The organism is Lactobacillus hominis DSM 23910 = CRBIP 24.179, from assembly GCF_000296835.1.
Lineage (GTDB): Bacteria > Bacillota > Bacilli > Lactobacillales > Lactobacillaceae > Lactobacillus > Lactobacillus hominis.
Genome location: NZ_CAKE01000015.1, coordinates 67,010 through 78,088, shown reverse-complemented (window position 1 = coordinate 78,088; position 11,079 = coordinate 67,010). Strand labels below are relative to the sequence as shown.

At 34.0% G+C, this 11,079-nt stretch carries 16 protein-coding genes; 4 read left to right on the top strand and 12 right to left on the bottom strand.

Annotated elements, in window-relative coordinates:
• Positions 1-269, bottom strand: a 269-nt coding sequence (locus BN55_RS06430) for an ATP-binding cassette domain-containing protein (protein ID WP_040469427.1), incomplete at its 3' end; no start/stop codon positions are given.
• Positions 270-426: 157 nt separating this feature from the next.
• Between BN55_RS06430 and BN55_RS06425 the strand changes: the two genes are divergently transcribed.
• Together BN55_RS06425 and BN55_RS06420 are read left to right on the top strand one after the other, a co-directional pair.
• Positions 427-1,458 (top strand): hypothetical protein, encoded by a 1,032-nt coding sequence (locus BN55_RS06425; RefSeq protein WP_008471174.1) that lies wholly within the window; start codon positions 427-429, stop codon positions 1,456-1,458.
• A gap of 73 nt (positions 1,459-1,531) precedes the next feature.
• The gene (locus BN55_RS06420; protein WP_008471172.1) at positions 1,532-1,723 is read left to right on the top strand and encodes a hypothetical protein; all 192 of its coding nucleotides are present in this window, start codon (positions 1,532-1,534) and stop codon (positions 1,721-1,723) included.
• 45 nt (positions 1,724-1,768) lie between these two features.
• Here the strand turns inward: BN55_RS06420 and BN55_RS06415 are convergent, their stop codons facing one another.
• The 3 genes from BN55_RS06415 to BN55_RS06405 form a co-directional block, all read right to left on the bottom strand.
• Complete coding sequence (locus BN55_RS06415; RefSeq protein ID WP_081497853.1) at positions 1,769-2,245, bottom strand: GNAT family N-acetyltransferase; 477 nt, start codon at positions 2,243-2,245, stop codon at positions 1,769-1,771.
• Between the two features lie 136 nt (positions 2,246-2,381).
• The gene (locus tag BN55_RS06410; RefSeq protein WP_008471168.1) at positions 2,382-3,836 is read right to left on the bottom strand and encodes an MFS transporter; all 1,455 of its coding nucleotides are present in this window, start codon (positions 3,834-3,836) and stop codon (positions 2,382-2,384) included.
• Between the two features lie 101 nt (positions 3,837-3,937).
• Positions 3,938-5,401 carry an MFS transporter gene (locus tag BN55_RS06405; protein ID WP_008471167.1) on the bottom strand — a complete coding sequence of 488 codons (1,464 nt, stop codon included), beginning with the start codon at positions 5,399-5,401 and terminating at the stop codon, positions 3,938-3,940.
• 182 nt (positions 5,402-5,583) lie between these two features.
• On the opposite strand from BN55_RS06405, the gene BN55_RS06400 reads away from it, so the two are divergent.
• Both BN55_RS06400 and BN55_RS06395 read left to right on the top strand, forming a co-directional pair.
• Positions 5,584-6,339 carry an MIP/aquaporin family protein gene (locus BN55_RS06400; RefSeq protein WP_008471166.1) on the top strand — a complete coding sequence of 252 codons (756 nt, stop codon included), beginning with the start codon at positions 5,584-5,586 and terminating at the stop codon, positions 6,337-6,339.
• A gap of 109 nt (positions 6,340-6,448) precedes the next feature.
• A complete protein-coding gene (locus BN55_RS06395) occupies positions 6,449-6,907 on the top strand; it encodes a GAF domain-containing protein (RefSeq protein WP_008471165.1) in 459 nt (152 codons plus the stop codon).
• Positions 6,908-6,944: 37 nt separating this feature from the next.
• Here the strand turns inward: BN55_RS06395 and BN55_RS06390 are convergent, their stop codons facing one another.
• The 8 genes from BN55_RS06390 to BN55_RS06355 form a co-directional block, all read right to left on the bottom strand.
• Positions 6,945-7,496 carry a DNA-3-methyladenine glycosylase I gene (locus tag BN55_RS06390; RefSeq protein WP_008471164.1) on the bottom strand — a complete coding sequence of 184 codons (552 nt, stop codon included), beginning with the start codon at positions 7,494-7,496 and terminating at the stop codon, positions 6,945-6,947.
• A 7-nt stretch (positions 7,497-7,503) separates the two neighbouring features.
• A complete protein-coding gene (locus BN55_RS06385; RefSeq protein WP_008471163.1) occupies positions 7,504-8,139 on the bottom strand; it encodes an NAD(P)H-binding protein in 636 nt (211 codons plus the stop codon).
• A gap of 87 nt (positions 8,140-8,226) precedes the next feature.
• The gene (locus tag BN55_RS06380) at positions 8,227-8,559 is read right to left on the bottom strand and encodes a putative quinol monooxygenase (protein ID WP_008471161.1); all 333 of its coding nucleotides are present in this window, start codon (positions 8,557-8,559) and stop codon (positions 8,227-8,229) included.
• Between the two features lie 92 nt (positions 8,560-8,651).
• The gene (locus BN55_RS06375) at positions 8,652-8,849 is read right to left on the bottom strand and encodes a helix-turn-helix transcriptional regulator (protein WP_008471160.1); all 198 of its coding nucleotides are present in this window, start codon (positions 8,847-8,849) and stop codon (positions 8,652-8,654) included.
• Positions 8,850-9,341, bottom strand: coding sequence for a hypothetical protein (locus BN55_RS06370; protein WP_008471159.1), 492 nt, complete (start codon positions 9,339-9,341; stop codon positions 8,850-8,852).
• 143 nt (positions 9,342-9,484) lie between these two features.
• Positions 9,485-10,018, bottom strand: coding sequence for a hypoxanthine phosphoribosyltransferase (hpt, locus tag BN55_RS06365; protein WP_008471158.1), 534 nt, complete (start codon positions 10,016-10,018; stop codon positions 9,485-9,487).
• A 172-nt stretch (positions 10,019-10,190) separates the two neighbouring features.
• Positions 10,191-10,400: a hypothetical protein gene (locus tag BN55_RS06360; protein ID WP_040469423.1), complete on the bottom strand. Its 210-nt coding sequence runs from the start codon at positions 10,398-10,400 to the stop codon at positions 10,191-10,193.
• Positions 10,401-10,411: 11 nt separating this feature from the next.
• Complete coding sequence (locus BN55_RS06355; protein WP_008471156.1) at positions 10,412-11,038, bottom strand: GyrI-like domain-containing protein; 627 nt, start codon at positions 11,036-11,038, stop codon at positions 10,412-10,414.
• Positions 11,039-11,079: the final 41 nt, after the last annotated feature.

Genomic DNA, 11,079 nt, shown 5'->3' with positions numbered 1-11,079 from the left:
TTATTGTAAATACCAATTTTGTCTTGTTTAGATAATTTAGCCATAAATAAAAACCTCGAAATTCTTGTCCGAATTTCGGGGTTCATATCATTGATCGTAATAGATCCTTTGTACTTTACAAATTTTAAAATACTGTGAAATAAAGTCGTCTTGCCTGAACCATTTTTACCTACTAGACCCATAATTTGGCCATTATTTACGGTAAAACTAACGTCAAATAGAACTTGTTTATCACTAAAACTTTTATTCAAATTTTCTACTTGTAGCATCTGTTCTTTCTCTTTCTAAATTTGCTAGTGCATTAAAGTTATCTTAAATTATAGCAATTATATTTTTTAAATACTACCAATTCTCTCATGAAATGCTTGCCCTCAGATTAAAAATCGTGATATATTTTTAAAAACTTATTTTTGAGGAGAATATACCATGTTAATAATGATTACTGCACCCATTAACAACCGTGATTATTATTTAGGGATAAGATTAAATATACATGATAATTGGATAGCTCTAGCGACAATTGATGCAAACGTTACATATACCAATATTCATTTATATAGAAAAGATACGTATATCATAGAAAATGATTTAACCGAAAAAGATTTTTACGAATTTCAAGAAAAAAAGCATAACTTGCTAAATCCCTTTGATTTCAAAAAGAAAATTCAAGAATTCAAAAATCTAAAGTGGAATAACTTAGAAGAGCTACTTTTTCAAATTAAAGAAATAAATCCAATAATCAGTTTAACGAGTCAAGAAAATATGACTTATACTGGAAAAATTCAAAAACTTAATTCAAGTAATATTTATTTGCAAGAAATAGATGAAAACCATGAATTAACCGAATTTCCACTAGTAATACCCTATGATGAAATAATTGCACTTTCAGTGAACTCAATTGAACACACTATCTTAAATAAATGGCTAACTACTAAAAGAAAAACTGAAAATCGTACCTTAGTCGAAATTCATTTAGATTATAAAGATGACGCACGTTTTGAAAGCTTTTATATTGGTCAAATCATCAAGCAAAACTCAGACTATCTTTTGTTGGCTGGGTTAAACGATTTAGGACAATTAGATGGCGTTTATTTAATCAGTAAAAAGCATATTACTCATATAACTTCTGAAAGTTGCGAATTAGATTATTATCAATTTGCAATGAATTATCATTTGCAAAATCACAGCTTTAATTTACGCAATTTAAAAACTGATTTTGATTTAACTACTTTCAAAGACTGGCTTAAACCTAATACTTTGGCTGCATTCGATAACTCTAGCTTTGACAATACCAATATTGGAATTGTTAAAGGAATTCAAGATAACACCCTACTATTTCAAAATGTCGTCGATTATAAAATTTCCGCTGTAGCCCAAGAAATTTCTATCCAAGATTTAGCATCCGTTGAATTGACTAGTAATGAGCAAATATTGTTAAAGTCCTACTTAAACAGATAGTATATATCAATTGCTTTTGATTTTTTTACGTCCTATATTATATGTGGATAGGTTCATTAAAGGGATGATTAAAATGGAAAAGCAAAAAAATCTTAGACGAATCGCTTCAATTTGCACTTTATTGTGGATCGTATTTGCATTATGGTGGCGTCCGCAAAGTCTATTTTTAAAAGCAGTTGACTTTGTCATCTGTATGATAATCCTTATTGGCGATATCTACGTTATCGTTCAAGCACACAAGTATAAGAAAAATGCTAAAAAATAAGAAAAAAGCAAATGTCTGAAATTAAAACGACATTTGCTTTTTAATTTATTTTTCTATTTTAAATTGGTAAAAGCCCCAACTCATCTGATTTAAAGTCCTAGCAAAATCTTTCTTATCAAAATAAGCATTATCCACTAAAGCTTCAAATTGACCATCCTGGTCTTTTAACATTTGGTGAGTTCTGCGCCAGCCATTTTTTTGGTAAAACTTCAGCCGACTCACTCTCTGACGATAGTTATCGGCATCTGGATTAAGCGGCTCAATATCAAGAACAATTTGCTTATCTTGATACTTATGTTCCAGCAGCTGCAAGATCTTGCTACCATAGCCATGACCACGCAAGTTTGGGTCAATTGCTAAATATGCCAGATAAACTGTCTTATCACTAACAAAATAAATTGTCATCCCTACAAACGTGTCTTGATCATAAATTGCGTGAATCTTTAGTCTCTTACGCATACTCATAAACATCATTGACCACCAAGAAAATCTCTCCCATTCAGGAAATGCTTGGTAATACAACTTTTTGACACGACAATAATTCTTGGTGCCCCATCGGGCGGGCTGTTCGTCTAAAATAAAAATCCTTCTTTTCTAACTAAACTAAACGATATTACTTATATCATTTAATAGCTCTTTAGCAAAAAAAGCAAGTCTTCTACTTAGCCGGCTTCTTATTGAAAATTGCATTCAATACCAGCGTAATCACTAACAGCACGCTCGAACACAGCATTATTTCTTGTAAGCCATTATGGAAAATATATCTCATCGCTGGTAGTAAAGTTTGTGGCAAGTTTTTAGCAGAACTAGCATCGCTCAACTTATTCATCATATCCATACTAATTGCATGATGACTTTGCACGCCACGCGCCAGCGCCATATTCATAATTACACCGTAGACCGCCGCCATAATCGTCTGAGCCAAAATTCTTATCAAATAAGACAGCGAAGTTGCCGGTGCCATATTCTTTTCACTAGCATCCACTTGTACTTTTATTTGTAATAAGACAAAAATAAAGCCAACACCAAAACCCGAAAACGTCCCAATAATTGCTAACTGCCAAATATTAGTATTAATTGGAGCAAGAGCCAATCCTACCGAAGAAATCAACATACAAATTATTCCCATATAAATTAAATTTCGCGTAGAAAATCTTTCTTTTAAGGGATTTACAACTAGCGTTCCAACAATATCAACTAACGAATTGGGAATTAAAGTCATTCCACCAATTAAAGCAGTAGTACCCAGCAATCCTTGGGCCCACATTGGTAAATAAGTATTAATTGCTAAAAATGCACCCCAGCTGAAAATAAAAAGTAAGAAATCACCCACTAAAGCTCGATTTTTAAACATCGAAATCGGAATAATTGGGTTGGGATGCTTAATTTCATGTTTAACAAAGAAAAATAACAAGATAAGTCCAATAACAATTAATCCCCAAACGATCCATACATGAGTTAATCCGATCAATTGAATGCCCATCAAATTAAATATTAGACTGGCAATAATCAGAACTGCTCCCAATATATCAAAGCGCGCTGTCGATATAGGTAATTTTTCGGGATAATAAACTAGCGAAAGCAAAATTGCTCCTAAGCCAATGGGAATATTTATATAAAAGACCCAGTGCCAGGATAAAGTATCCACAAGATATCCACCAGCCAGTGGTCCAATAATTGCCGCAACGCTAAAAGAAGCGCCTAGATAACCTAAAATCTTGGTTCGATCCTTAATATTAGTAAAGATAAACCCAGCCATAATATAAGGCAAAGACCCTAATCCTCCAGCACCAATACCCATTAAAGCTCTTGCCAATAAAAAGAAATAGATATTGCTTGCTAATCCTTGAAAAAGTGAACCTAAAACAAAGAACAAGGCTGATAATTCAAAGGCCAATTTATTGCCGATTTTTTCACCAACTTTAGTCCAAATAGGAATTGAAATCGACATCCCCAAAAGCAAGATTGCAATAATCCAGCCCATAAATTGAATCCCATTTAAGTCCGCAATAATAGCTGGAATCGCTGTATTGATAATTGTACTGTCTAATCCCGCCATCACATTTGCCAAAACCATCGCAAACGTGACCATTGTAGTTTGCTTCTTTGTCATAAGCCACCCTCTTTTCTCCAAACAAAAAGTCTTAATTGTTAAAACAATCAAGACTAATATTTCTATCTAAAATATACTTATTAATACTAGTAAAAACAAGGTTAATTTTTATGAATCGGTTTCTTCAAATTAAAGTAAAAATTAAAGACCGTAGCAATCACTAGCAGAATAAACGATACCGCCATAATTTCGTGAATTCCACCATAAAAGATTTTTCTCATTAATGGCAATAATTTTTGTGGCAAAAGTTGAGCAGATTTAGCATCGCTTAGCTTATTCATCATATTCATTGAAATAAATGGGTACTTTCGAATTCCTTGCGCTAAAGCAACATTCATGATTACGCCATATACTGCTGCCATCACTGTTTGGGCTAAAATTCTAATCAAATATGAAGTAGATGTGGCTGTAGCCATATCCTCAATTCCGGCATCAATCTGTACTTTAACTTGAAGCGCAACAAAGATAAATCCTACTCCAATTCCAGAAAAAGTACCAATAATCACTAGCATCCATAATGGCGTAGCTAAATTTGATAAGAATAAGCCTCCAACTGAAACCATCATAGCGATAATTCCAATCATAACTAAGGTAAACGTTCGCATGTGCTCTTGAATTGTGGCCACTGTTTGCGAAGCAATAATTTCAACAATTGAGTTAGGAATTAAAGTCATCCCACCTAAAAGCGCTGATAATCCAAGTAGTGCCTGAGCCCACATTGGCAAATAAGTATTGACTGCCAAAAATGCACCCCAAGTAAAGGCAAATAACAAAAAGTCTCCGTTTAAATCGCGATTCTTAAACACAGAAAGTGGAATAATTGGATTTTTAGCTTTGGCTTCGTGTAAGAAAAAGAAAATAATTAAGACGATGCTCAATAAAATAAGTCCGGTAACAATCCAGCCTTGAGTTAAGCCAATTAATTGAATTCCAAGTAAAAACGCAATTAAACCACTACTTAATAAACCAGCACCTAATAAATCAAAAACAGGCGTAGCTTTAGGCGTGACAGGTTTGAAGAAGATTAAGCTGATAATAATTGCTATAAGTCCGATAGGAATATTGATATAAAAGACCCAGTGCCAAGACAAAGCATCAATCAGCCAGCCACCAATTAAAGGTCCTAAAATTGCTGCCCCGTTAAAGCTGGCAGTTAAATAGCCTAAGACCTGAGTTCGCTTTTTTATATTTGGAAAGACGTAGCCCGCAATAATATAAGGCAGTGACCCCATACCGCCGGCACCAATCCCCATTACTAATCTGGCAACTAAGAAAAAATAGATATTTGGAGCTAAACCTTCAAAAGTAGACCCTAAAATAAATAGAACTAATGAGATTTCAAAAGCCAATTTATTAGTGATTTTTTCTCCGATCTTGGTCCAAATTGGAATTGAGATCGACATCCCTAATAAAAAGATAGCTACAATCCACCCCATAAATTGAATTCCATGCAAAGCTGAAACAATTGCGGGAATCGCTGTATTAATAATGGTTCCATCTAAGCCAGCCATAACATTGCCTAGCATTAATGCAAATGTCACCATTGTAATTTGTTTTTTATTCATTTGACTTCCCCATTTTTAAACATTATTTCTATTATGCAAAACTTTTTTAGCCTAATGCAATGCTATACAAACAAAAATTTGATTTTATTTAAATTAAAGCTATTTTTCTAAGCAAGATTTAGGTATAATTTTTCTTGCAATTTTTATTTTTCATCTATTTTTTCAGGGAGGAAAAAGTACCTATGGAACATTCTTGGATGTTGAAGTATTTTGCCGAATTTTTCGGTACATTAATTTTAGTGTTGTTTGGTAACGGATCAGTTGCCAATTCGTTTTTAAAAGGAACTACTGGTAATGCTCATGATGGCAAAGCTAATGGTGGATGGCTATTAATTGCCTTCAGTTTTGGCTTTGGTGTGATGCTTCCGGCAATGCTGTTTGGCTCAATTTCAGGTAACCACATTAACCCTGCAGTGACAATTGCTCAAGCCTCAGCTGGAGCCTTTCCTTGGAGTCAAGTAGTGCCTTATATTTTATGCCAATTAGCTGGTGCAATTTGCGGTCAGTTGTTAGTTTTAGCAATTTATTGGCCACATATTAAAGAATCTACTAACCCAGACATTGTCTTTACTTGTTTTGCAACTAGCGACTGCACTAATAGCAAGTGGAATGGATTTATTTCTGAAGTTGTTGGCACTGCTGTTTTAATGTTTGTAGCAATCGGCTTATACAAGGGAATGTTCTTTAAACAAGCTGTAGATATCGCAAACATCGGTGTAGGATTTTTAATCATGGCACTGGTTATGGCGCTCGGTGGTCCAACTGGCCCTGCATTAAATCCGGCTCGCGATTTTGGTCCACGTCTTTTATATTCAATCTTGCCAATTCCTAACAAAAAAGGTGGCGCACATTGGAGTTACGGCTGGATCCCCGTAGTTGCACCTACTGTTGGAGCAATTATTGGAATCTTCTTATACAAAATTCCATTTGGTCTTTAAAAAATAAAGCTGCATTTGCTTAAGAGCGATGCAGCTTTTTATTGTAGTGAAATAAATTCTTCAAAATGATAAAATCTAAATAATTAATTTTAGAAAGAAGACGATTATTTTGTCAGCAACAAATGCTAAAAATTACGAATTACTAATCAAACAAGCTCATGCTCTAACTGCCGATGAAGACGATTGGATCGCTAATATCGCTAATGTTTCAGCACTTCTTTATCACAGTTTAGAAAATGTAAATTTTGCTGGCGTTTATCGCTTTGAAAACAATGAATTGATTTTAGGACCATTTCAAGGGATGCCAGCTTGCGTACATATCCAGATGGGTAAAGGAGTATGCGGTACAGCTGCTGCAAGTCAGAAAACACAAGTCGTAGAAAATGTGCATAATTTCGACGGACATATTGCTTGCGATAGTAACTCCAATTCAGAAATAGTAGTGCCTATTTTTACCGAAGACGGCAACCTTTGGGGAGTTTTAGATATTGATTCTACCAAAATAGGTACTTTTGATGAAACTGATCAAGTTTATCTTGAAAAATTAGTCAAAGAATTTCATATGTAAGAAAAAAGAGATCAAATGATCTCTTTTTTAGTTCTATTTACTTAAATGAACAATCATCAAGATGATCATTTACTAGTCCGACTGCTTGTAAGAATGAATAAACTGTTACTGGACCCAACATCTCAAAGCCCTTTTCTTTCAATACTTTAGCAATTTTTTCAGACAATTCTGTCTGACTAGGTACATCTTGATCTGTTTTTGGATGATTAATAATTGGATCTGGAACCAGCTGCTTAAGCAATTCGCCTAAACTAGTGCCTTGCTTATGAAGCGCTACGATTGCCTTAGCATCAGCAATTGCGGCATCAACTTTTTTAACATTTCTCACAATACCTTGATCATGCATTAAGTCAAAAAATTCATTATAGCTGTATTTTGCAACCTTTTCATAATCAAAGTCTGCAAAAGCTTTACGAAAGTTTTCGCGTTTATTTAAAATCGTACTCCAAGAAAGGCCAGATTGAAAAGTCTCTAAAATAAGCATTTCATAGAGATACTTTTCATCTAAATTGAGCTTTCCCCATTCATGATCATGATATTCACGATATTTTTCGTTTTCAGTTTCTCCCCAATTGCAACGTTTCACCATTGTGTTTCTATTTAACCCCTTTTAAAGCTTCATCAATTGGCGTTGAACCAGAAGTCATTTCAATGACTTTATCCACAGTATTTGGATACTTAATAACTTCAGCTAAGACTTTGGCAACATCTGCAATTGAATTTTCTTTTGAACTCGTATTATCTAAACTGATCCTATCTGTACCTGGAGTTTCAGTCAAATTTGTTGGCTGCAAAATTGTATATTTGAGATGAGTTGAATCCATTAAGTAATTGTCTGCAAAAAACTTCGCAGCCAAATAATCTTCTAAGCTCGGAATTTCATGCCATTTGTCCACATTTAAGCTAAACATTGAACTGAGCATGACGTAACGCTGAACGCCAACTTTTTGAGCAGCCATCATTGTTTTTATCGCTCCCATAGCGTCAGTTTGAATTAGATCCTTGCCCCGCGAACCAGCGGTAAAATAAACAATGTCAAATCCTTTAATTTGATCAGCAATTTTATCAACGCTGGTGTGTAAATCTAACTTATCCGCTGTTACATGGTCAAGTTTAATAATATTTTCTGGATGACGTGCAGCAGCAGTAACTTCATTGCCATCTGCAACCAAATCCTTGATTAATTCAGTTGCTACACGTCCTGATCCACCAAAAATAAATATTTTACTCATAAGAAGACTTCTTTCTTTTTTGAACTTACTTTTTATAAGTATTATATTAAAAAGTAAGCCTCAAGTAAAACAAAACGATTTCCTTTACTATCTTCTGATGAACTTTTGATCTTTATCAGGTACGCCCGCTTCATCTGAAATAAAACGTTCAACTTTCATATGCAAATCATACTTTTCTCTAAGCTTAGCTAAGTCTGTCATCATTGAAGAAGCATGGTGTTTATCAATTGAATCTTGGTCCTTCCAGCTATCAATTAACATAATCGTCTCAGGATCATCAAGCGGTTGATAGTATTCATATTTTAAATTACCGGATTCATTTCTGATTTTTTCAACTAGACCACTGGCAACCATTTCTTGCACAAACTTTTGCGCACTTCCATTTTTACCTGTGTAATATAGATTTACTGTAATGGACATAAAAATCCTCCATTCTCCTAGCTGACCTTACTTAATAAGTATAGTTTAACATTGAACGAAAGATTATTTTAATATTTGTATACATTTAAAACTCAATTCTCAGGCCAAAACAGATCGTCTAAAGTCTTATCAAGTGCCTGACAAATTCCTATGCATAGATTAACGGAAGGATTATAATTTCCCTTTTCAATTGCAGAAATTGTTTGTCGTGATACTCCCACCAGCTGTGCCAAATCTTCTTGAGAGAGGTCTTTACTTGCACGTGCTGCTTTCATTTTTAAATTCTTCATTTACTTATCGCTTTCTGCACGATCACGATATTGACGATAAAGTATCGCACCACCAAGTAAAACTAAAAATACAGCTAAACCACAGCTAGGGACGATATCTTCCACTGAAAGATGCATACTAAATTGTTGAATCGTTGTAGCTAAATTTGCACCACCTACAATCAAAAATAAAATTCCAAAAAGAACAGGATGTTTTTCAGTGAGCGAGAAATATGCACCGTTGAGAATTTGGTAAAGACAAGCAACTAAAGCCCCAATCACTCCTACTCCCCATGCCAGTATAGTTGCACTAATTTTAATATCTGTAGTGTTTAAAAATAGATAACACCCCAGTACTCCAAGCATGGTATAAAAGCCATACTTAAAACCACGATTGCGGATCATTTCTTGGCGTTCATCATAGCGAGCTTTATCTTGACCTTTAAGGGTAAAGAAAACAACAGCACAGACAATTATAAAAATAGCGACATTAAGTAACCCTTCAACCTCCATGAATTTTACCTTCTTTCTTAATTTATTCTCAGTATAAGTTTTAGTTTACTTAATGTAAAGCTTATTTTACATTTTTACAGTAACAATAGAAAAAAGAGCATAGTGAATCTCTCATCACTATGCCCAAAAATCAATCTTACTGCTTAAGCATATACTTCATGCTTAAGCACCCCAATATACGGCAAATTACGATACAAGCCATCATAATCTAGACCGTATCCTACTAAAAATTCATCCGGCACCTTGAAACCATAATAATCAGCATGAAAATCGACCATCCTAGTATCAGGCTTATCCAGCATTGCTACAACTTCAACGCTCTTGGCACCACGATTTTTCATCTCTTGACTCAATGCCTTAAGCGTACGACCTGTATCAATAATATCTTCCATAAAAATTACTGGACGGTTTGCAACATCAGATTTAATATCTTGCACGATCTTAACTTTACCCGTAGAATTGACCCCTTCATAACTTGAAGCCTTGATCGGATCAATATTCAATTTAAAGTTAAGTCTCTTTATCATATCGCTAGCAAAGATCATTGCACCGTTTAAAACTGGAATGACAACTGGTTGCTGATTTTGATATTTTTGATTTAATTTATCGGCAAGTTCATCCATTTTTTGATTAAGTTGTGCTTGAGTGTATAAAACTTTTTCAATATCGTTATTCATGTTCATTTCCCTTATTATTACGGTTAACGATAAGATTCTAGCATATTTATTTATAAATTTACAGTATTTTAGATATATTTTATTGTTATTTATTAATTAATAAAGCTTTTATTTTGAAAATAGTTCGTGTTTTGTTTATCGAAATCAAAATAAAAGGATAAAGCTGCAAACCTTATCCCAATTTCTTAAATTTTACGCTCTCATTTTTCAAAGAAATTTTTGCTACTTCAAAGCCATAATCTTTCAATTCTTTCTTATAGCGCAAGAATGAATGATCTAATGGAGTTTCAGTAATTTTGCCAATTTCTTCAAAACTCAACTCAAAATCGCTATCTTTATTAGCTTGAATATCTTGCCATAATTTATCGTATTTACTGAAAATTTTGCTCTTTTCTATTTAATCGGCAATCTAATTACTGTTTTTAAATTCTCTACTTTGGTTCTTCTAGGGTCTGATAAATAAATTTCATGGTGTCGGCGGGTAGCTGAATAATCAAAACTCAGATTCTTTTCTTTAACCAGTTTCTTCATTTTATCTATAGTAGCTGGTTCCTCATCATAAGAGCCGACGTGCATAATTTGAACGCATTTTCCTTCATGCATGGACACTAATTTAACTTTTGAAAAATCTAATTGCTTTTTCTCAGTTGCTTTTGAGATAGCCCATTCAAAAACATCCCGCGTTACAAAATCCGGCATTCGAATCGCAGACATAAATTCAAAATTTTCTTTATGTGCATAATCAATTTGTTGATTGCCTTCTTGCCACCAAAATCCTTCTAGTGGCGGAACAACAAAATCAAAATAATTATCTATCTTATGTGGACCCTTCTTGCTCATCTTGATTGTATAAGCAATCCCATAAAGAAGCTGAATAGATTGCTTGTATTCACTATCTGGTAAGTTCGGATCGCCTTTTCCTGCAACTACAATATACTGCATGCACGGAATTTCAATTATTTCTGCCTTTTTGCCAGGTTTATAAAACTGTTTTTGTTCTTTCTTAAAATCGTAAGCCATAATGCTTCTTTCCGTTAAAAATAATCATTTATTATGCTTAA

What these genes read in the sequence shown, in the direction of transcription:
- BN55_RS06420 (WP_008471172.1), top strand. Translation starts at nt 1,532, where the DNA reads ATGGAAAAGCAAAAAAATCTTAGACGAATCGCTTCAATTTGCACTTTA.
- BN55_RS06375 (WP_008471160.1), bottom strand. Translation starts at nt 8,849, where the DNA reads ATGAAGAATTTAAAAATGAAAGCAGCACGTGCAAGTAAAGACCTCTCT.
- BN55_RS06380 (WP_008471161.1), bottom strand. Translation starts at nt 8,559, where the DNA reads ATGTCCATTACAGTAAATCTATATTACACAGGTAAAAATGGAAGTGCG.
- BN55_RS06425 (WP_008471174.1), top strand. Translation starts at nt 427, where the DNA reads ATGTTAATAATGATTACTGCACCCATTAACAACCGTGATTATTATTTA.
- BN55_RS06355 (WP_008471156.1), bottom strand. Translation starts at nt 11,038, where the DNA reads ATGGCTTACGATTTTAAGAAAGAACAAAAACAGTTTTATAAACCTGGC.
- BN55_RS06400 (WP_008471166.1), top strand. Translation starts at nt 5,584, where the DNA reads ATGGAACATTCTTGGATGTTGAAGTATTTTGCCGAATTTTTCGGTACA.
- hpt (WP_008471158.1), bottom strand. Translation starts at nt 10,018, where the DNA reads ATGAATAACGATATTGAAAAAGTTTTATACACTCAAGCACAACTTAAT.
- BN55_RS06410 (WP_008471168.1), bottom strand. Translation starts at nt 3,836, where the DNA reads ATGACAAAGAAGCAAACTACAATGGTCACGTTTGCGATGGTTTTGGCA.
- BN55_RS06385 (WP_008471163.1), bottom strand. Translation starts at nt 8,139, where the DNA reads ATGAGTAAAATATTTATTTTTGGTGGATCAGGACGTGTAGCAACTGAA.
- BN55_RS06390 (WP_008471164.1), bottom strand. Translation starts at nt 7,496, where the DNA reads ATGGTGAAACGTTGCAATTGGGGAGAAACTGAAAACGAAAAATATCGT.
- BN55_RS06405 (WP_008471167.1), bottom strand. Translation starts at nt 5,401, where the DNA reads ATGAATAAAAAACAAATTACAATGGTGACATTTGCATTAATGCTAGGC.
- BN55_RS06370 (WP_008471159.1), bottom strand. Translation starts at nt 9,341, where the DNA reads ATGGAGGTTGAAGGGTTACTTAATGTCGCTATTTTTATAATTGTCTGT.